Source organism: Hahella sp. KA22 (assembly GCF_004135205.1).
GTDB lineage: Bacteria > Pseudomonadota > Gammaproteobacteria > Pseudomonadales > Oleiphilaceae > Hahella.
Window position 1 is genome coordinate 3,838,575 of sequence record NZ_CP035490.1, and the last position, 19,172, is coordinate 3,857,746.

Annotated in this window: 19 protein-coding genes; 15 read left to right on the forward strand and 4 right to left on the reverse strand. The window is 55.4% G+C overall.

What is annotated here, in order from left to right; all coding sequences use genetic code 11:
* Positions 1–19 precede the first annotated feature (19 nt).
* A complete protein-coding gene (locus tag EUZ85_RS17130) occupies positions 20–1,090 on the forward strand; it encodes an alkene reductase (RefSeq protein WP_305000043.1) in 1,071 nt (356 codons plus the stop codon).
* On the opposite strand, the gene EUZ85_RS17135 is transcribed toward EUZ85_RS17130, so the two are convergent.
* Positions 1,087–1,584, reverse strand: a complete 498-nt coding sequence (locus tag EUZ85_RS17135) for a GNAT family N-acetyltransferase (RefSeq protein ID WP_206618086.1) — start codon at positions 1,582–1,584, stop codon at positions 1,087–1,089. The genes EUZ85_RS17130 and EUZ85_RS17135 overlap by 4 nt on opposite strands.
* Positions 1,585–1,928: 344 nt before the next feature.
* On the opposite strand from EUZ85_RS17135, the gene EUZ85_RS17140 reads away from it, so the two are divergent.
* The 5 genes from EUZ85_RS17140 (at position 1,929) to EUZ85_RS17160 (ending at position 7,269) form a co-directional block, all read left to right on the forward strand.
* Positions 1,929–2,804 carry a CoA ester lyase gene (locus EUZ85_RS17140; RefSeq protein WP_127970434.1) on the forward strand — a complete coding sequence of 292 codons (876 nt, stop codon included), beginning with the start codon at positions 1,929–1,931 and terminating at the stop codon, positions 2,802–2,804.
* Between the two features lie 42 nt (positions 2,805–2,846).
* Positions 2,847–4,259, forward strand: coding sequence for a GntR family transcriptional regulator MpaR (mapR, locus tag EUZ85_RS17145; protein WP_127970435.1), 1,413 nt, complete (start codon positions 2,847–2,849; stop codon positions 4,257–4,259).
* A gap of 135 nt (positions 4,260–4,394) precedes the next feature.
* A complete protein-coding gene (ccoG, locus tag EUZ85_RS17150; RefSeq protein ID WP_127970436.1) occupies positions 4,395–5,792 on the forward strand; it encodes a cytochrome c oxidase accessory protein CcoG in 1,398 nt (465 codons plus the stop codon).
* A gap of 79 nt (positions 5,793–5,871) precedes the next feature.
* Positions 5,872–6,786 carry an ABC transporter substrate-binding protein gene (locus EUZ85_RS17155; RefSeq protein WP_127970437.1) on the forward strand — a complete coding sequence of 305 codons (915 nt, stop codon included), beginning with the start codon at positions 5,872–5,874 and terminating at the stop codon, positions 6,784–6,786.
* A gap of 63 nt (positions 6,787–6,849) precedes the next feature.
* A complete protein-coding gene (locus EUZ85_RS17160; RefSeq protein ID WP_206618088.1) occupies positions 6,850–7,269 on the forward strand; it encodes a thioesterase family protein in 420 nt (139 codons plus the stop codon).
* A gap of 37 nt (positions 7,270–7,306) precedes the next feature.
* On the opposite strand, the gene EUZ85_RS17165 is transcribed toward EUZ85_RS17160, so the two are convergent.
* Positions 7,307–8,059 carry an ABC transporter substrate-binding protein gene (locus tag EUZ85_RS17165; protein ID WP_127970438.1) on the reverse strand — a complete coding sequence of 251 codons (753 nt, stop codon included), beginning with the start codon at positions 8,057–8,059 and terminating at the stop codon, positions 7,307–7,309.
* A gap of 175 nt (positions 8,060–8,234) precedes the next feature.
* Between EUZ85_RS17165 and EUZ85_RS17170 the strand changes: the two genes are divergently transcribed.
* The 4 genes from EUZ85_RS17170 to EUZ85_RS17185 all read left to right on the forward strand — a co-directional run bounded on the left by EUZ85_RS17170 (position 8,235) and on the right by EUZ85_RS17185 (position 11,321).
* Positions 8,235–8,597 carry a hypothetical protein gene (locus EUZ85_RS17170; protein ID WP_127970439.1) on the forward strand — a complete coding sequence of 121 codons (363 nt, stop codon included), beginning with the start codon at positions 8,235–8,237 and terminating at the stop codon, positions 8,595–8,597.
* Positions 8,584–9,249 (forward strand): hypothetical protein, encoded by a 666-nt coding sequence (locus EUZ85_RS17175; protein ID WP_127970440.1) that lies wholly within the window; start codon positions 8,584–8,586, stop codon positions 9,247–9,249. Before EUZ85_RS17170 ends, EUZ85_RS17175 begins: the two co-directional genes overlap by 14 nt.
* An 86-nt stretch (positions 9,250–9,335) precedes the next feature.
* Positions 9,336–10,499, forward strand: a complete 1,164-nt coding sequence (locus tag EUZ85_RS17180) for a DUF695 domain-containing protein (protein WP_127970441.1) — start codon at positions 9,336–9,338, stop codon at positions 10,497–10,499.
* A gap of 228 nt (positions 10,500–10,727) precedes the next feature.
* Positions 10,728–11,321, forward strand: coding sequence for a superoxide dismutase family protein (locus EUZ85_RS17185; RefSeq protein ID WP_127970442.1), 594 nt, complete (start codon positions 10,728–10,730; stop codon positions 11,319–11,321).
* A 137-nt stretch (positions 11,322–11,458) separates the two neighbouring features.
* On the opposite strand, the gene EUZ85_RS17190 is transcribed toward EUZ85_RS17185, so the two are convergent.
* Positions 11,459–14,602 carry an efflux RND transporter permease subunit gene (locus tag EUZ85_RS17190; protein WP_127970443.1) on the reverse strand — a complete coding sequence of 1,048 codons (3,144 nt, stop codon included), beginning with the start codon at positions 14,600–14,602 and terminating at the stop codon, positions 11,459–11,461.
* Between the two features lie 14 nt (positions 14,603–14,616).
* On the reverse strand, positions 14,617–15,756 hold the full coding sequence (locus EUZ85_RS17195) for an efflux RND transporter periplasmic adaptor subunit (protein WP_127970444.1): 1,140 nt from the start codon (positions 15,754–15,756) through the stop codon (positions 14,617–14,619).
* A 566-nt stretch (positions 15,757–16,322) separates the two neighbouring features.
* On the opposite strand from EUZ85_RS17195, the gene EUZ85_RS17200 reads away from it, so the two are divergent.
* The 5 genes from EUZ85_RS17200 (at position 16,323) to map (ending at position 18,803) form a co-directional block, all read left to right on the forward strand.
* The gene (locus EUZ85_RS17200; protein ID WP_127970445.1) at positions 16,323–16,592 is read left to right on the forward strand and encodes a hypothetical protein; all 270 of its coding nucleotides are present in this window, start codon (positions 16,323–16,325) and stop codon (positions 16,590–16,592) included.
* 26 nt (positions 16,593–16,618) lie between these two features.
* Positions 16,619–16,861, forward strand: a complete 243-nt coding sequence (locus tag EUZ85_RS17205) for a hypothetical protein (RefSeq protein ID WP_127970446.1) — start codon at positions 16,619–16,621, stop codon at positions 16,859–16,861.
* 114 nt (positions 16,862–16,975) lie between these two features.
* Positions 16,976–17,269, forward strand: coding sequence for a hypothetical protein (locus EUZ85_RS17210; RefSeq protein ID WP_127970447.1), 294 nt, complete (start codon positions 16,976–16,978; stop codon positions 17,267–17,269).
* A 35-nt stretch (positions 17,270–17,304) separates the two neighbouring features.
* Complete coding sequence (locus EUZ85_RS17215) at positions 17,305–17,967, forward strand: VOC family protein (RefSeq protein ID WP_127970448.1); 663 nt, start codon at positions 17,305–17,307, stop codon at positions 17,965–17,967.
* Positions 17,968–18,047: 80 nt separating this feature from the next.
* Positions 18,048–18,803 carry a type I methionyl aminopeptidase gene (map, locus tag EUZ85_RS17220; RefSeq protein ID WP_127970449.1) on the forward strand — a complete coding sequence of 252 codons (756 nt, stop codon included), beginning with the start codon at positions 18,048–18,050 and terminating at the stop codon, positions 18,801–18,803.
* The last annotated feature ends 369 nt before the right edge of the window (positions 18,804–19,172 follow it).

Below are 19,172 nucleotides of genomic sequence, written 5' to 3' on the forward strand. Positions count from 1 at the left end.
CGCTATCCAGGGAGACTGAATGATGGCTTCATTGTTTGATCCGATCCGCATCGGCGATTTTGAGCTTTCCAACCGTATCGTCATGGCCCCGCTCACTCGCAGTCGCGCAGGTGGAGAAGGGCGCGTTCCTAATGAACTCATGGCGCAGTATTACGCACAGCGCGCTTCTGCGGGTCTGATCGTCAGCGAGGCGACCGCAGTGATCCCGCAAGGCGTCGGCTATGCCAACACGCCGGGCATCTGGTCTGCGGAACAGGTGCAGGGCTGGAGGAAAGTCACTGACGCGGTGCACGCCGCCGGCGGTAAAATCATCCTGCAGCTATGGCATGTGGGTAGAATCTCCGATCCGATTTTCCTGGACGGCGAATTGCCCGTCGCTCCCAGCGCGATTGCGGCGGAAGGACATGTCAGTCTGCTGCGCCCCATGCGTCCTTTTGTGACCCCCAGAGCGCTGGAGCGCGATGAAATTCCCGCTATCGTGGAAGGCTTTCGCAAAGGCGCGGAAAACGCCAGGGAGGCAGGATTTGACGGCGTGGAAATCCATGCGGCCAATGGCTACTTACTGGACCAGTTTCTACAGGATGGCGTGAACAAGCGCACCGATGATTATGGCGGCTCCGTGGAAAACCGCGCGCGCCTGCTGTTGGAAGTCGCCGACGCCTGTATCTCTGTCTGGGGCGCCGGGCGCGTCGGGGTGCATCTGGCGCCGCGCAGCCCTTCGCATTCCATGTCCGATTCCAATCCGGTCGCCACGTTCGGCTATGTTGCGCAACAACTGGGCGAGCGCGGAATCGCATTCATTTTCTCTCGCGATCCTATCGTTGACGATGAACTGGGCGGGACTCTGCGCAAGAACTTCGGCGGCGCGATTATCGCCAATGAAGAAATGACCAAGGAGCGGGCGGAGCAGTTGCTGGCGGATAACAAGGCGGAGGCGGTGGCCTTTGGGCGCCTGTTTATCGCTAACCCGGATTTGCCGGCGCGCTTTAAAGTCGACGCTGATTTTAACGACCCGCATCCAGAGACCTTTATGCAGCTCGGCGCGGAAGGCTACGTGGATTACCCCAGCCTGAGCGAGGCGATGGCTTAAAGCGATGCGCCCACAGGCATTCTGAGGATGTACTGTGGGCCGGCCTTGCCGCCCAGATATTGCTCGCCGGTATCGGTAAAACCGCCGCCGATGTAGCAGTGGTAGGCGGCCGGGTTCCGGCAATTCACGGTGAGGGCGATGGACGATCTGTCGCTGTAAGCCTCATCCAGATAGGGCTTTAACGCCCGCGTAGCGTTCTTGCCAAGGCCCTGTCCCTGCCTGCCAGCGTCGATCAGAAAGGCGCGCAACCCTAATTCGTCGTCCAGGGTGAAGTTGAAATTCTGGTGATAGGCGACGTCGATAATGAAAAAGCCGACCACTTCATCGTTTAGCGTCAGCACGTGACAGTGATGGTCAGGGCCTACCACTTGCAGAATGTCCCGCGTGTGTCCGACGTAGGGGACTTGCTCCTCGTGCACCTGTAGCGCCAGCACCGCAGGTTTGTCTTCATCCCGCATTCTGCGGATCTCTAAATTTTTTACGACTACGTTCATACAGCAACCCTGTTTTCAGAGACTTCTTAACTATTGAGCGATGAATCCGCCCTGCGCATCAGGGGCTCTGTCCTGAGCGCGCCAGTTATAGCGTGACGGGATTAAGCGATAAAAGCTCAAATATAACAATAAAGTAGCTTATCATGTTAAACGCCGTCATCATTCTGTCTTGAACCGATTTATTATTAACGTGGCAATGATATTGGCATGTTAATCATCAGGCGCATGGACGCGCCTGCGCGGCGTTAAGCCGCGGGAGACAGGGCCTGACATGTGCAGGCCCTGTCGTTGCAGACAAATAGAAGGAAGCTATTTGTCTGCCTGATTAATAAATAGGCGCTCTCATGGATCAACCTGCCGCTACCTCTTACTGTTACGCCAGATGTTACCTGTTTATTCCCGGCAATCGGCCTGAGTTTGTCGTCAAGGCGGGCGGCCTGGACGCGGACGTGATTATCATCGACCTGGAAGACAGCGTGCCTCGCAACGATAAAGCCCAGGCCCGAGCGGCGCTGCCGCAAATTGTGACGGCGCTGCGGGAAGAAGGAAAACGCGTGGCGGTGCGCATCAATGGCGATCTTGAGCATCTGGCGGCGGACCTGCAGGCGCTGCCGCTGGCGGATCTGCATTCGGTGTTCCTGCCCAAAACCCAGGAAGCCGGCGTGATCCGTTTGATCTGTCAGTATCTGAGCGTCCTGGAAGCGCGTCAGTCGCTGGAGTCTGGCTTCATGGCGCTGACGCCGCAGATTGAAAGTTGCAAAGGCGTACTGGACTTACGCGACATTGCAGCAGCCTCGGCGCGGGTAAAGGCCTTGGCCATGGGCTCAGAAGATCTGGCGGCGGAGCTGGGAGCGCTGGCCTCGCCCGACAGCCTGCTGGCGGCCTGCCAGCAAATAGCGCTGGTGGCGGGAGAACGGCGCATCGACGCCCTGGGGTTGCCTGGCTCCATTGGCGAATTCAAAGACCTGGACAGCTATGCCGCTAACCTCGCCAAGGCCAAAGCGCTGGGCTTTAGCGGCGCCTTGTGCGTGCATCCCGGTCAGATTCCCTGCGTCAATCGCGCTTTCGCTTATACCGAGGAACAAAAGCAATGGGCGCAGCGGGTTATCGCCACCATGGCGCAGGCGGAGCAGCAGGGGCTGGGAGCGGCGAACCTGGATGGCCGTATGCTGGACGCGCCCGTGGCGGCGCTCGCCCGCCGTATTCTGGCGCGAGATTAGCGCCGTTTTCACAGATATTGAACCCATCAAGATTGCCGCAAGATGAAACGTTACGAGCAGTTGGCGAATGAGATCGCGGACCTGATCCGCTCCGGCGTGCTGCCGGCGGGAAGCCGGGTTCCGTCGGTGCGTAACGCCAGTAAGACCTATGGCGTCAGCGCCTCCACCGTGTTTGAAGCCTATTACCTGTTGGAAAATCGCGGCCTGATCCGCTCCAGACCGCGCTCGGGTTATTTTGTCTGCAATCAGGCCAAGCAAGCGGCGCCGGCGGCGCAAAAACGCCCGCGACAGACGTTGGCTTCTACCTCGGTGGACGTCAGTGAACTGGTGTTTTCCGTGCTCGGCTCCGTGCGCGATCCCGCCATTACGCCGCTGGGCTCTGCGTTTCCCAGTCCGACGCTGTTTCCCATGCAACGGCTGGCGCGCTCCATGGCCAAGGCCACGCGTTTGATGGATTTACGCTCCGTGGTCGCCGATCTGCCGCCGGGAAATCGGGATCTGCGTCGTCAGATTGCGTTGCGATATGTCATGGAAGGCGTCTCCGCGCCGATGGAGGAACTGGTCATCACCAGCGGGGCGATGGAGGCGCTGAATCTGTGTCTGCAGGCGGTAACGCAGCCAGGGGATCTGGTGGCCATTGAATCCCCCGCTTTCTACGCCAGCCTGCAAGTGTTGGAGCGGCTGCAGCTCAAAGCGGTGGAGATTCCCGTGGACGCCGGCGCAGGCATGGATCTGGACGTATTGGAGCAGGCGCTGGCCAATCACCCGATCAAGGCCTGCTGGCTGATGTCCAACTTTCAGAACCCGGTGGGCGTCACCCTGGCGGAGGAGAAAAAGCGTCGGCTGGTCGCCCTGTTGCGACGACATCAGGTTCCCTTGATTGAAGATGATGTCTACGGCGAGCTTTATTTCAGCGCCCATGCGCCCAAACCCGCCAAAGCTTTTGATGAAGACGGCTGGGTGATGCACTGCGGCTCCTTCTCGAAAAGCCTCGCTCCCGGTTATCGCGTTGGTTGGACCGCCGCCGGTCGTTTCGCCCAGCAGGTGGAGCGTCTGCGTCTGATGACGACGATTTCCGCATCCATTCCCGCTCAGGCGGCTATTGCGGACTACCTGCAATTCGGCGGCTATGACCGTCATTTGCGCAAGCTGCGTCATAATCTGGAAGTACAGCAGAACCAGATGCTGGCGGCGATAGATCGCTATTTCCCGTCGCAAACCCGGGTGACGCGGCCTGACGGCGGCTACTTCTTATGGCTCGAATTACCCGCCGCTGTGGATTCGCTGGCCCTGTTTAAACTGGCGTTGGAGCAGGGCGTCAGCATTGCTCCGGGCCCAATCTTCTCCGCCACGCGTCGCTTCCGCCATTTTATCCGGCTCAACTATGGCCACCCCTGGGGGCCGGAGTTTGAGCAGGCCATGGAGGTACTGGGTCGTCTGGTCCGTTCCTTTTAAAAAACCAGTCATGTCTGTCAGCGATAAATCGCCATCTGATATGGTTTTTTAAATCTTTTCTGAAACTGTTTGTTTGCCGCGTACGCCGGAATAATCCCGCCTGACTTTTGGATGTAAAAAGGAAGGTGGCGGCGAATGAGCGAGCATATCCCGGTTCACAATATCGAGGCGGTGACGGTTGATCTGTATGAGTCCCGCACCAAGGTTCATACCCGCAGTTTCAGCGGCCGCTACAGGCGATTGCGTCTGTTGGGCGGTTTTCTGCTGTTCGCCCTGTATTTCGGGGTGGCCTGGCTGAACTGGGAAGGTCGACAGGCGGTGCTGTGGGATATCGCTTCCCGCAAGTTTCATATCTTTGGCGACACCTTCTGGCCGCAGGATTTTATTCTGCTTTCCGGCATTCTCATTATTGGCGCCTTTGGCCTGTTTTTCCTGACTGTGTTCGCCGGACGCGCATGGTGCGGCTACGCCTGTCCTCAGAGCATGTGGACCTGGGTGTTCATGTGGGCGGAGAAGGTCACGGAAGGCGATCGTAATCAACGCATCAAACTGGACAAAGCGCCGTTGAGCCTGGAGAAGACGACCCGGCGCGGACTCAAGCATGGGCTGTGGCTGCTGGTCAGTCTGGCGACGGCGGTGACTTTTGTCGGTTATTTCACCCCCATCCGCAGTCTGGTTATGGAATTGGCGACCCTGGAAGTCGGCGGCTGGAGCCTGTTCTGGATCGGCTTTTTCACCGTCGCCACCTATCTGAACGCCGGCTGGCTGCGCGAGCAGGTGTGTTTTCACATGTGCCCCTACGGACGGTTCCAGTCTTCCATGCTGGATGAGGACTCTCTGGTGGTGACCTATGACGCCGCCAGAGGCGAATCTCGTGGTCCGCGCAAGAAGAACGCGCCGTATCGCACACAAGGTCTGGGGGATTGCGTTGATTGCAGCATGTGCGTGCAGGTGTGTCCCACTGGCATTGATATCCGTGACGGGCTGCAAATGGAATGCATAGGATGCGCCGCCTGTATCGACGCCTGTGACGCGGTTATGGCGAAGATGGGGTATGACGCGGGTCTGGTGCGCTACACCGGCGAACGCGCATTGAAAGGCGGCGAGGCGCGCCTACTCAGGCCGCGACTGCTGGGGTACGGAGCCGTGTTGCTGCTGATGATCAGCGTGTTCGCCTGGGTAATGGCTTCCCGACCGCTGCTATCTCTGGATGTGGCCAAAGACCGCGGACTGTATCGGTACAACTCGGAAAACCGTATAGAAAACGGCTACATACTGGATATTCTGAATAAAGAAAATGAGCCGAAAACGTTCCTGATCAACGCGTCGGGTCTGGAAGGGCTGGAGATGGGCGGCGAACGCAGAGTACAGGTTGGGCCGGAAAGCGCCGTCAGCGTACCTGTTACGTTATCGATGCGGCCAGGTCAGATTCTGCAACGCTCCAGCGATGTTTTCTTTGAAGTGACGGACGCCTACCGGCCTGAGCGGAAAGTAGTCAAGCCCAGTCGTTTCACCGGGCCTACTGCAAAATAATGAAACGGCGCAATGGCGAGGTCCAAGCGCCGTTGAGGGTCTATACTGGCAAGTAAGCACGGAAGTTCATCACGGCGACTTGCGCCCCCTTGTCGCCGTTCTGGATGAAACCAGCTTGGGGTATATCGTCGTCGACATGCGGGGGATGCCTGTGCAGTATTTGATCTTACTTTTGGCTGTTTTTCTCTTGGGCGCGCCTTTTTCCTGGGCGAAAGATCATTTTCACCAACCCAGCGCGGATAAGCTGGTGAGGGTCGCCACCCTGACCAACTATCCGCCATTCACGTTCGACAAGCGTTTTGCCGAAAATGTGCAACTGGAAACAATCCCTCCGGGCCTGGATTCAGAACGTCTGCAAGGCTATAGCTGGGATGTGTTGAGGGAGAGCTATCATGAAATGGGGTACACCATTCAACTCTATATTTACCCCTGGATTCGCGCCTTTGATCAGGTAAAGGCCGGCAAGCTGGATATCTTGTTTCCCGCAGGCTTCAACCAGGAGCGCGCCAGCTACTTCAATTACTCCAAGGAGCCTATTAATCATGTGGAGTTTCTGGTCTACGTAAGACCTGACGCAAAACTGAGCTGGAACGGTCTGGAGTCTTTGGAAGGCAAAAACATTGGCGTGCTGCGGGGCTGGAATTACGGTCTGGAGTGGGAGCGACAGACCCGCATCGTCAAATATGACGTAGGGGAGATACTGCAAGGCTTCGCCATGTTGGATAAAGGCCATCTGGACGGCCTCGCCGGATACGAGTTGAACTTCGACTACGCGCTGCAACAGGCGAACTGGCGCAATCATTACAAAAAACTTCCTGTGTTCGACTTCACTGACGAATTCGCCGTCAGCGCCAAAAAGAATCCTGACGGTCAGAAACTGCTGGACATATTCGACGCCGGCAAACGACGTATTGTAGAGAAGGGGATCTTCTACAAGATCAATGCGAAGTGGCAGGGCGCCGGGGTGCAGGAGACCAACCCGGAGCGCGACTAAAGCTTTGAATAATCGCAAGGAATTGGTACGCTGCGACGGACGCTGGAATTATGAATCCCTTCCGTGAGTGGCGAAAAAGGACTGCGCATGTACCGTTACGAACTCTCCCCCCGTTATGCTGAAACCGACGCCATGGGGCATATCAACAACACTGTGCCGCCTGTGTGGCTGGAAAAAGCGAGAGACCCCATTTTTGAGTTGTTTATGCCAGGGCGCGACCTATCCAAAGCCAACTTGATCACTGTGAAATACATGATCGAGTTTCATGACGAAATTCGCTACGAACACGAGGTCGCCATCTTTACCGCCATCGCGGAGATTGGAAACGCCTCGTTTACGGTCACCCAGCGCATCGTACAAAACGATACCCTGCGCGCCACGGGACAAACCACGCTGGTTCATTTCGACTACCGCAACAAGAAAGCGGCGCCCATTCCTGACGACATTCGGGCCAGGTTGAGAGAGATGATGGGGGGAGGTTAACAATGCAAGGCGTCGCCCGGCGTTCCAATCAGTGGTTTCAAAGCTCCCCGTCTTCCCCATACTTCTTCAATATTCGCGCTTCGGTTCCATCTTTGCGGATGATATCCAGGCCAAGATTGAAGTCGTGAATGATTTTCTGGTAGTCGGGATTCGCTTTTGACACGCAGTTGTGAAAATAGTTGGTGTGCAGGGGAGGGGTGACAAACGCCAGCTTGTGGGCCTCGGAGGCGAACACGGTATTCACCAGCTGTATGATACGCTGCTTTTTCTCAACGACCAGATCCAGTCTGCCCGCCAGCAGCTTGCGGATATTGGTTTCGGCGTCAAACGCGTACTCTATGTTCAAATATTCCGCTTCCGCTCTATCGAACTCGGGACTGACTTTGGAGTTGCTGATATGGCCAATCCGGTAGGGTTTCAGGTCCTCAATCTTCTGGTAGGAGATTGCGCTTTCTTTTCGCTCTAATAGCATGACCTGCGCGACGCCGATGGGGTTGGAATAGGCCAGCTTTTCCGCCCGCTCCTTGGTGTAATAGGCGGCCAATAACATATCGTATTCGCCTGCGATGCTCTTGGTAAGCGCTCTGGACCAGGGCACGAAACGAAAATCGGTAGCGTAGCCGACTCGACTGAAGGCGGCTTCCGTAATGTCGACCAGATAGCCGCCTTTCTTCTCTTCATCGCCAGCGACCACGAGCGCTCTTTTTTCTGCGAAGACGGACCCGGAAGCGAAGAGAACGCCAACGATCAGGGCGATGAGTCCTTTGGCCTTCCAGGTTCTGTGATTCATAAAGGTTCACTCTTTGCAGTCAAGGCGCAGTGCGGCATGGGCGTCGCTGAAGAATATATTCGGGCTGCATAAAAAGTATAGCTTACCGGATATAGGACGTTATTATTTGTGAAGTTTTCAGGCTCTATAAAGCAGGGAGCCGTTTGATGCATAGCGTTGTTAAATCAGGAGAGAAATGATGGAAATTGTGTCCGCCTGGCTAATTCACCACAGGGCTTCCATGGAGCCTGCTTCGCCAATGAATTATGACGGATCAGAGTACATTGTCGGCGTTGGTGTGGTTCCCGCCACGTCAATGAGAGAAGCATTGGATCTATTTGACCAATACCTGGCGAAAAACAAAATGGCGCTGATGGATCTCTGGAAGTGCGAACAATATCGCGGTCCGATCAGATGTCTCACTGCGCCGATACTGACGGAAAAGGAGGCTCAAGAGAGCTCGCATCGGGCCTTGGAAAGAGACTGCATATACTACGTTGGCGGTATTTCTTCCGAAGTTATTGAGCACATGGAAGAGTTTGGCCATGAAGAAACCTAGGGGAGCGCTGACCCTCGCTGAGGGACGCTATGACTATAAAACAAACGTCTCTCTTGCATTGGATAATGACATTCAAGAGAAAGACGTTATGGTAAGGACCTGCTTGCACTCATTTGAGGAATGGCGGGCGACGCATCATGATTATAGCTATGTTTTTCCGTTTATCGCCTGGATACGCGGAGAAGGAGTGCAGGCAGGTATCGTAGACAGTAGAGAAGTCTGGGTTTTCCAAGTAGACGCGACGCGGACACAGGATATTATCCAGGCGGTTCGCGTGGGGATGTTCTTTTTCAACCTAACCGCAGATGATCTGCTGCGCGACGTTTATGTCAAGAATCTGGATGTGGGAGACGAGCTGGGCGCATCGGCGCCAGCCCTGGTCAACGCCAACAGAACGTTATACGAAAATACAGGCGTTGCTCTCAGAGAAGCCGCGGGCGCTTTGGGCTGCGGAGGCGATCTCAATTTCTGGATATACAGCCATAACAATAATCCGAGAATGCCGCAAAACGCCTTGCACGAGGCGGTTTCCAGCGCAGGCGCGAGGTCCATCGTGACCGATAGCGTGAAGGCTCATTGGGCGCGGGTCGGCAATAATCAGGGCGACCCCGGACCACTCTGCAAATCGGATTTACATCGGGCGATTTTTTAAAGGCTCCAGCGAAGGTCGCATTCATGGACAGGTGCTCGATTTGACCAGTCAGGCAGCGGCGAAATTTCATAACGACGAGAGAAACCATGCAGGATAATTGGAGTGTCTATCCCAAATTCACTGACGAGGGGCAAGCCTGGGTGTCGGTAAACCTGGGCTATGAGGAGATTGCGCGGACCGACGCTCGTGACTCTCTATTGGCTGTAAAGCTGAAATTGAAGCGCGCCAACGCGCAAGGGTTGCCAACTTCTGAGGAGTTTGCGGCGCTGGAGGAGATTGATGAGGCGCTCTTTCAAGGCTTGGACGCGCATAACGCGGTGTATGCGGGACGCATAAGCGTAAACCACGAGCGATATTTCTTTTATTACATGAACTGCGATGAAGAGATCGCCGCCGCGATTATCCGCAATGTCGGTCGCCAATTCGGTTATACCCTGGAGTTCGGTGTGAGTGCAGAACCGGAAAAGCAGTCCTATTGGCGGAATCTCTATCCGTCGGAAGATGACTGGCAAGTCATTCAAGACCTGGAGGTGTTGCAAACGCTGGCGAAAAGCGGCGATCAACCGGATATTCAAAGGGAAGTCACGCACTGGGCGTGTTTTCCGACGCAGGCTCAGGCGCAGCAGTTTGCGGATTGGGCGGCCGCTGAGCATTACGTGGTGAGCCGCTGCGCCAGGGAAGAGGATGGAGACCGATTTCAGGTGATATACAGCCATACCGGAAGCATGCGGTTGGACGACATTTCGTTTCATACGATGTTCTCTAATCGTAAAGCGCATGAACACGGTGGCGACTATGACGGCTGGGAAACCAGTGTGGAAAAGGGCGCTCCTGCCGCACCCGCGAAAACGCAGCTGTTTACCGGGCGGCCCACGCACATGATCGGTAGTGTGGCCATCGCCAGTCTGGCGGCGGGCGGCATTGCCGGCGCAGCGCTGTTTGGCGCAGTGGGGATCGCTTCTCCTGTCGCGTTTTCTCTCGGTGACTGGTTTCCCAAATTGGCGGAAGGCGCATTGATGGGGATATTTATCCTGTTCGCAATGGGAATATTCGTACTGACGCCCCTGCTGCTGGTATTACGATTTTTCGGCTATGCAGGGCCGTTCTTTGTGTATGCAATCAGCCTGCTTTTCAGTGTCCTGTTTATGCTGGACGAGCCTGTCTTTGGCGTCGTCGGACTCACCTTATCTTTACCAGCCGCTTTTATTTTTTGCCGCTTCGCTTATGCTCGCGGTCAAGGTCTCGGTTGACGCAATAGTCGGCCGCAAAAGTTACAGCCGGATTGCACAAGCTACAAACCCCGGTCGTCTATGAGTCAGGCGTGAGCCAGTCATGAATCCAGCGGAACAGGCTGGTATCGCGGGCCTGCTGCGCTTTGTCGGACTGCTGGCATAGACTTTGATTGCTACCTCCTGAAGTGAATGAAGCCTGTGATGAATGCGGGCTTCTTCCGTTGCATTCGAACAGGAGGATACACAATGCACAAACTGGCTATTACCGTCGCCGCTGCAACCCTGGCGTTGAGCGGCGCTTTTAGCGCCCATGCGCAAAACGCCACGCGGGTTTCCGTTAACAAAATCAGCGAGGACGGCGTTGGCGACAAAATTGGTTCTATCATTCTGGAGCCCACTCCGCATGGCGTATTAATCAGGCCAATCCTGGAAGGGCTGGAGCCGGGAATGCATGGCTTTCACCTGCATGAAAAAGGGAGCTGCGATGCGGCGGAGAAGAGTGGTGAGATGACGGCGGGCGCAGCGGCCGGAGGACATTACGACCCTGACAAAGAGGGCGGACATACGGGACCGTTTCGTCCCGGACACCAAGGCGATCTGCCAGCGCTATTTGTCGATGAAGAGGGAAACGCCAGTCAACAAGTTCTGGCGCCCAAGCTCAAAGTTGAAGACATGCGCGGACACGCCCTGATCATCCACGAAGGCGGCGACAACTACTCCGACAAACCTGATCTCGGAGGCGGCGGCGCGCGCATCGCCTGTGGCGTCGTGATCGATGAGGACATCCAATCGCAATCAGGCGTACAGCAGCAGAAGCAGCAGGACGGCGGCGCCAGCTAGCCTTGAATCGACGCATAGAGTAAACGCTGAAGTTTGCCTGGATAATTGCGAAGAGATAGAAGAGATAAAAAGAAAGAGAATCAGGGAAGAGAAAAGGCCTGCAATCCGTTCAATAGAGAGCAGGCCTTGGAGATTGGTTAACTGGCTACTGGTTGAGGATGGCCGGACTCAACTTCGTCACCGACAGGGTCGTCCTTATGCTGCCGCGCCAGCAGCACATACAACGCCGGCGTCACAAACAGCGTGAACAGGGTGCCGATAGCCATACCGCCCACCAGCACCAGACCGATGGAGTTACGGGCTGCAGCGCCGGGGCCTTCCACCAGGGTCAGCGGGAAGTGGCCCGCGACGGTGGCGACGGAGGTCATGAGTACCGGACGCAGACGGGTCATGGCGGCCTGATGTACGGCGTTGAGTTTATCCATACCCTGCATTTGTAGCTTGTTGGCGAACTCCACGATCAGGATGCCGTTTTTGGAGATCAATCCCACCAGCGTCACCAGCCCCACCTGAGCATAGATGTTCATAGTCGTGGTCCAGCCGTTGGTCCAATAGGGCATATTCGGGTCCGGCATCTTCAACGTGGTGAAGATCAGAGCGCCGAACATGGCCAATGGCGCTGAGCCCAACAGAATGACGAAGGGGTCGCGGAAGGAATTGAACTGCACCGACAGCACCAGGAAGATCATCAGAATCGCCAGCCCCAGCGCAGGCAGGAACTTGCCTCCTTCCGTACGCAGCTGACGGGACTCGCCCGTGTAGTTGATGGTGTAGCCCGGCGGCAGGATTTCTTCCGCCGCTTTTTCCAGTACCTTTAAGCCTTCGTCCAACTGAGCGGTCATGCCGGACAGCTTCACCGCATTAAGCTGTTGAAAGCGGTTCAGTGAACGCGGCACGGTGCTGTCGGTGATCGTGGCCACAGCGCTGAGCGGCATCAACTGCCCCTCGGGGCCGGAGACGTAGATATCCTTGAGCTGATCCGGATTCAAACGCTCCACTCGCGACACTTGAGGAATCACCTTGTAGGCGCGTCCGTCCATGTTGAGACGATTGACGTAGTTGCCGCCCAGGGCCGCGCTCAGGTCTGCGCCAATTTGCGCGTTATTGAGCCCAAGCGCCGCCACTTTGCGATGGTCGATCACCACTTCGGACTGCGGCTGGTCGTACTTCAGGTCGATATCCGGCGGAAAGTAGAACAAGCCGCTTTCCATCGCCTTCATCTGCAGTTGTTGCGCGAGTTGCAGCATCTGTTCCGGTTCCGCAGTGGAGGCGATGACGAATTCCACCGGGAAGTTGCTGCCGCCGGGCAGGGCGGGCGGCTGCGCCGCGAACACCTGCAGGCCGGGAATCTGACTTAACTGGTACTGCATGTCCTGCACGATTTCCGAGATGGGGCGGTCGCGCTGATTCCAGGGCTTCACCACCATGCCGCTGAAACCGCCGACGCCCAGCGCCGCTGCAAAAGGGTCGGAGGGCGACAACAGTATCTGGAAGGTCAGATCACGTTCCGGCGCGTTCAGAAAGATTTGCTCTGCGGCGTGACCGAAATGCGCCTTCTGATCCGCCGACGCGTTGGCGGCATTGTTGATGATGCCGAACATAAAGCCCTGATCTTCCAACGGCGCCAGTTCTTTGGGAGAGAACATGTACATGGGGATCACCATCAGACTGAGCCCCGCCCAGATGGTGTACACCGCCGGGCGCGCGCGCAGCACTTTTTCCAGCACATTGCCGTAGCCGTCGCGCAGGCGATCAAAACGGTGGTTGACCCAGCCAGTGAAGCCTTTTTCCTCGCTCTCGGCGCTGCGCAGCAACTTGGCGCTCATCATCGGCGACAACGTGAGGGCGACAATGCCCGAAATAGTTACCGCTCCCGCCAGGGTCAAGGCGAACTCGCGGAACAAGGCGCCAGTCAAACCGCCTTGCAGGCCTATAGGTGTGTACACCGCCGCGAGGGTGATGGTCATGGCGATGACCGGACCGATCAACTCCCGCGCGCCAATACGCGCGGCTTCAACCGGACTGCGGCCTTCCCGCAGATGTCGTTCGACGTTTTCCACTACGACGATGGCGTCATCCACCACCAGCCCCACAGAGAGGACAATCGCCAGCAGGGTGAGCAGGTTCAGCGTAAATCCAAACACCTGCATCAGGAAGATGGCGCCGATCAGGGACACGGGTATCGCCACAATCGGCACCAGTACGGAGCGGAAAGACCCCAGGAACAGGAAGATCACCACCACCACGATCAACAGCGTGTCGGTCAGGGTGCCCACTACTTCATGAATGGCGTTGTTGATGTACTCCGACGCGTCATAGCCAATGCCGCCCTGCAGGCCGGGGGGCAGGTCTTCCGTAATCGCTTCCAGGTCTTTGCGCACCCGCTCCACCACTTCAATCGTATTGGCGCTGGGAAGCGGGAAGATGCCCATGAACACGGCGGTCTGGCCGTTGAAGCTGACTTCGGTGTCGTATTCTTCCGCGCCCAACTCCACGTCGGCGATATCCTGCAGACGAATAATGGTGTCGTTCTCCTGGCGGATCACCAGTTCCTTGAACTCCTCCACGGTATGCAGGTCTGTGTTGGCGGTCAGATAGGTCTGTACGAAACTGCCTTTGGTGCTGCCCACCGGCGCCAGATAGTTATTGGCGGCGAGGGCGTCGCGCACTTGCGAGGGGCTGATGTTCATCGCCGCCATGTGATCCGGTTTCAGCCAGATGCGCATGGCGAAAGTGCGGGCGCCGAAGATATCCGCCCGCTGCACGCCGGACAGCGCGGCCAGACGCGGCTGCACCACGCGCACCAGATAGTCGGTGATTTCGCTCTGTGACAACGATTCGGACCAAAAGCTGAGGTAGGCGGCGGCGAATTCCGAATCGGCGGATTGCACGCTTATGGCGGGCAGCTCCGAGCCGGCGGGCAGCTCGTTGCGCACCTGATTCACCTTGGCGGTGATGTCCGCCAGCGCCTTGGTGGGATCGTAGTTAAGCTTCAGCCGGGCGGTCACCAGAGACAGCCCCAGCATGCTCTTGGACTCGATGTAATCCACACCGTCAGCGGAGGCGATAGCGCGTTCAATCGCGGTGGTGACAAACCCCCGCACCACGTCCGCGCTGGCTCCCACGTAAGTCGTGGCCACCGTGACGGAGGCGTTCTCGCTTTGCGGGTACTGGCGTACGCTGAGTGAGTTCCAGGCCTGCACGCCGGCGATAATAATGACGATGTTGACCACCAGGGCCAGCACCGGACGCCGCACGAATATATCAGTAAAAGCTTTCATAATCGGCGGCCCTGTCAGGTGTTCTTGGGTTGCGGATTAAGTTTGAAATCCGGAGCCATCTTGTTGTCGATGAGCACGGACATACCGGGCATCAACTTGAATGAGCCGGTGGACACCACACGGTCGCCGGGTTTCACGCCTTCGACCACGATGACGAAGTCGCCCTGGGTTTCTCCCAGCCGCACCAGTTGCTGCCGCAAGACCAGCGGCGCATCGCCGCCGTCTTTGGCTTCGCCTTCATCAACTATGTAGACGGAAGAACCGTAAGGGCCGTGCAATACCGCTGTAGAGGGGATAAACAGCACGTCACGCGTCTGCGCCAGAATCATATCAATCGCCACAAACATACCCGGGCGCAGTTTGCCCTCAGGGTTGTCCAGGGTCGCCTGCACCCGCACGTTACGGGTGTTGGGGTCGACGTCCGGGTTGAACGCGGTGATTTTGCCGACAAACTTCTGGTCTGGATAAGCGTCGGTGACGACTTCCACTTTCAGTCCTTCCGCCAGCTCGCCCAGACGACGCTGCGACAGCGAAAACTCCACATACACAGGATTCAACGCTTGCAGGGACACGACAGGCGTGCCCCTGTCCAGGAACTGGCCGACACTGATCTGGCGAATGCCCAGCTTGCCGTCGAAGGGCGCCCGCAACGTCTTCTTGGCGATCACCGCGCGGTTGTAATTCAGTCGCGCCTGCGCCTGTTTCACGTCGTTTTCCGCGTTGTCGAATTCAAGCTGGGAGATATTGCGCGTTTTGCTCAGTTCTTTGGCGCGGGTCAGGCTTAACTGGGCGCGCTCAGCGGCTACTTCCGCCTCCCTTAACTCGGCGCGTTCGATCTGATCATCGAACAGAACCAGAACATCGCCGGCTTTCACGTCCGCGCCGGCGGAGAATTTGATTTCTTTAACCGTCCCATCGATTTCCGTGTTGATCACCGTTCCCTGCACCGGTTTGACGGAACCCACCAAGGAGACGCGCGGACGCCATTGCGACTGTTCGACGGTATAGGTGTTGACCGGCGTCGGCGGCATGGTCATCTGCGCCGCGGCGGCCCCCATGGTGTCGAACTGCTGCATCTTGACCTGGATGATCCCCCCAACGATGAGCGCCACGACGACAAGGCCAGCGAACACCCATAGGAGCTTTTTAAGCATATGCACTTCCTCTGCAAAGTGAGTTAAAGCGTTGGATCACATTCGCCAAATAGCCAGTGAAGTGGTGAAAATATGATCATAAACCTGTCAAATCCCTGTGTCCCGGCTGTCATCGATGGACTCCGGCAGGCAAGTGGAAGCCTGGAATAGAGTGGGGATTTACACCTTGTCGAACGGCGAAAGCGATTTTCGACAAAGCGAAATGAAAAAATGTTAATTGAGAATATGCTAAGGAAATCAAGTTATTGTGATAATTGCAAGAGGGCGTTTAATAGAATTTCATCCTGTGATGTAACGGCTGCAGGGGAAAAGTTACTAGGTAGGGAGCGCCTAATGCGCTTTTACGATATAAATAGCTATGTTACGGGAGGGCGGCAGTCCGGGCTGGGTGTTTTTTTTTGCGTAAGTGGATGACTGGTTAAATATGTCAAAAAAGGAAGCTGGGGAACGATCTCATATACGGGTTCAGCCTATGTAAGCTATTACGGCCCCCTCCAAATGATATTTTAGGGTTTAATGACATACGTCCTCGAAAAAGTCTTTTTTTTATACAGCCATGGTGATCAGTGAAAACGTATTTAATAGGCGCCGTTGTTGGCGCGTTAATGACCTGTGCAATTATCTATCCGTTTGCCATGGTTGAACTGGCGCGCAAAGAGCAAGTGGCTCGAGACAATGGGTTCCTGGATGGGATACAGCATACTGTGAAAGCGCTATCGAAGAGATTTAACGAACCACCACAAGACGCTGATGTTGAGGTTATGTATTCCATAAAGACTACGGACGTGGTGGCTTTCACGGTTGATGGAATTGATACTATCGGAATTGTTCCTTGATGGATTTGGCTTTAAAAGAAACGATCATGAGCGATAAGTTTAGCGTTGACTATTTTAGCGACACAAAATACAACCTTTTGACTGCTGAAATTTCGTATGGTGGCCAAATACTCTGCCAAATAAATAGGGATAAAGGCATTGAACACATGGAAATAGAGTTTTTCCACGAACAACGGCTTTTGGACAAGCCGCCAGTTATGAAATTCCCTCTTGACGCGTTTTTATCGTTAGTTGATGAGATCAGACAAGAGCTTTCTGAACTTGAATAGATGTTTTTAAGGCAATTGAACTTCTTGCGGATGCCCATACAAAGCAAGGATGTATTGGCGGTCCCCCTCAAAAAATTTTATAACGCTATCCTGCCATATTGATAGGACCGAAGAATGAAGGATGTCCATAAATCCGCCCTGTGGGCGCTAATCTGTATTCCAATCACTCTTTTTGCAGGCTATTTCAGCTATGCAATGGCGCATGGCTCTTTTACTTTTCTTATTATCTTTTTAGCGCCAGGAGGGTTATTTATTTCCCTAATGGAAGGCGTTCTTGACTCTAGCTGGTCATTGATTACTGTAGGAATACTCGGACAGTATCTGGGCTATTTCGCCATTATCCACGGAATTAGAAAGCTGGCGAGCTGGTTTCGGTTCCGAGCGCGTAAGGAAGAGCCTGCAAACTAGGCGTCCAGAACTTTCATAGAACGAAGAGCATCACCATGGAATTGGACCACATTTTTATCTGCGTATCGGAAGAGGCCCCGGAAGGGGATGTGTTAACCGCCTTTGGTTTGACGGAAGGCTCCGCGAATACTCACCCTGGTCAGGGCACGGCTAATCGCCGTTTTTTCTTCCACAACGCCTTTATCGAGCTGTTGTATTTAAACAATCCCCAAGAAGCGGACAGTGAGCTGACGCGGCCTACAATGCTTCTGGAACGGCTCACCCAATGCGGTGCAGATGTTTCACCATTTGGCGTCTGCTTTCGACCTGAGACAGGTAAGGAGCGAAGCCCAGCACCGTTCAAAAGCTGGGACTACCGTCCCCAGTACCTGCCGGAAACCCTGCGCGTGGAAGTCGGCGAATCGCCATTAAGCGAACCTATGTGGTTTTACCTGGAGTTTGCCAGCAGACCAGACCAAGCCGCCCCTGAACGCGCACAGCCACTAACGCACGCCACCGGTTTCAGAGAAGTTACACGTGTTTGCGTGACATCCCCCAATAGAGAAACGCCCTCCGACGCCGCCATTAAGGCGACCACTGTGAGTGGATTTGAGATGGCGGCGGGGGATGAGAGCCTATTGGAAATAGGCTTTGATCACGAAAAAGAGGGAAAGCATCACGACTTCCGGCCTCATTTGCCGTTGATATTCCGGTGGTGATTGAGATGGGGTTTAGCTCATTCGTCATGCAGTTGGATTTTAAGCTGGGCATTTAACTGATCGTATTTAGGAGCTGGTCGATGACCATAGAAACAGAGCAAGATTTACTACACCTGAAACATATCGGCGGCATTGTCGCGACGATTTTGCAGGAGATGATAGTGCGCACTGAGCCGGGGATGACGACCTCAGAGCTGGACGCCATTGGCAAGGCGTTGTTTGAACAATATGAGGCTCAGTCGGCTCCGTTGGTGTCTTATAACTTTCCCGGTTATACCTGCATCAGCGTGAACGAAGAAGCGGCGCACGGCATTCCTAGGGATCGCGTTATTCGCCCCGGAGACATCGTTAATATTGATGTTTCGGGCGAAAAGAACGGTTATTTCGCGGACACCGGGGGCACCTTTATCGTGCCGCCATCCACGCCTCAAAAAGACCGGTTGTTACATGCGACCAAGTTGGCGTTGCGCAACGCCGCGGCGAAAGCGCGAGCAGGTGAGAATCTGAATGTCATCGGCAAGGAAATCCAGAAAGTCGCCAAGGACAAAGGCTTCAAAATTATCAGAAATCTGTGCAGCCATGGCGTAGGGCGCAGCTTGCACGAAGATCCGAAGGAGATTCTGGGCTATTACGATCCTCGCGAAGAACGGCGCTTGCACAAAGGGCTGGTCATCACCATCGAACCTTTTCTGTCCACCAAGAGCAAACACGTCACGGAAGCCCGCGACGGCTGGACCCTGGTTGGCGCCGCAGGGAATTTATCCGCCCAGTTTGAACATACGATGGTAATCACCAACGGACAGCCCATATTGGTGACCGTGCCACATAGCGCTTAGCGCCATCTCCCCTGGCTCTCATCTTCTGAAACTTGTAGGTTGGATAAGCAAAGCGCCATCCAACGTGGGCGTCACAATTAGCTCAGGAGAAAACGTTACAAGCTACGGGACATTGCCCCATAGTTGGCGACAAAAAGCAAAACGTGATCTGCTGATTTGGCGTGTTGGAAGGCGCTGCGCTTTTCCAACCTACCGGCTGAGTTATAACGTACGACGCGCCATTCAGCTTTGGGATCAGGATTAACCCAGGGACATATATCAATCGATAAAATATCCACCAATCGAGAGCGATGCTTGGGCTACTGACTTGGTTTGTCGAAAGACGTTGCGCCTTTCCTATCTGATTGGTTATCGATCCCCAGCAGGGTG

Bases quoted from the DNA above. Each gene is read 5' to 3' on its own strand.
- EUZ85_RS17130 (WP_305000043.1), top strand. From the start codon at position 20: ATGATGGCTTCATTGTTTGATCCGATCCGCATCGGCGATTTTGAGCTT.
- EUZ85_RS17135 (WP_206618086.1), bottom strand. From the start codon at position 1,584: ATGAACGTAGTCGTAAAAAATTTAGAGATCCGCAGAATGCGGGATGAA.
- EUZ85_RS17140 (WP_127970434.1), top strand. From the start codon at position 1,929: ATGGATCAACCTGCCGCTACCTCTTACTGTTACGCCAGATGTTACCTG.
- mapR (WP_127970435.1), top strand. From the start codon at position 2,847: ATGAAACGTTACGAGCAGTTGGCGAATGAGATCGCGGACCTGATCCGC.
- ccoG (WP_127970436.1), top strand. From the start codon at position 4,395: ATGAGCGAGCATATCCCGGTTCACAATATCGAGGCGGTGACGGTTGAT.
- EUZ85_RS17165 (WP_127970438.1), bottom strand. From the start codon at position 8,059: ATGAATCACAGAACCTGGAAGGCCAAAGGACTCATCGCCCTGATCGTT.
- EUZ85_RS17170 (WP_127970439.1), top strand. From the start codon at position 8,235: ATGATGGAAATTGTGTCCGCCTGGCTAATTCACCACAGGGCTTCCATG.
- EUZ85_RS17175 (WP_127970440.1), top strand. From the start codon at position 8,584: ATGAAGAAACCTAGGGGAGCGCTGACCCTCGCTGAGGGACGCTATGAC.
- EUZ85_RS17180 (WP_127970441.1), top strand. From the start codon at position 9,336: ATGCAGGATAATTGGAGTGTCTATCCCAAATTCACTGACGAGGGGCAA.
- EUZ85_RS17185 (WP_127970442.1), top strand. From the start codon at position 10,728: ATGCACAAACTGGCTATTACCGTCGCCGCTGCAACCCTGGCGTTGAGC.
- EUZ85_RS17190 (WP_127970443.1), bottom strand. From the start codon at position 14,602: ATGAAAGCTTTTACTGATATATTCGTGCGGCGTCCGGTGCTGGCCCTG.
- EUZ85_RS17195 (WP_127970444.1), bottom strand. From the start codon at position 15,756: ATGCTTAAAAAGCTCCTATGGGTGTTCGCTGGCCTTGTCGTCGTGGCG.
- EUZ85_RS17205 (WP_127970446.1), top strand. From the start codon at position 16,619: ATGAGCGATAAGTTTAGCGTTGACTATTTTAGCGACACAAAATACAAC.
- EUZ85_RS17210 (WP_127970447.1), top strand. From the start codon at position 16,976: ATGAAGGATGTCCATAAATCCGCCCTGTGGGCGCTAATCTGTATTCCA.
- EUZ85_RS17215 (WP_127970448.1), top strand. From the start codon at position 17,305: ATGGAATTGGACCACATTTTTATCTGCGTATCGGAAGAGGCCCCGGAA.
- map (WP_127970449.1), top strand. From the start codon at position 18,048: ATGACCATAGAAACAGAGCAAGATTTACTACACCTGAAACATATCGGC.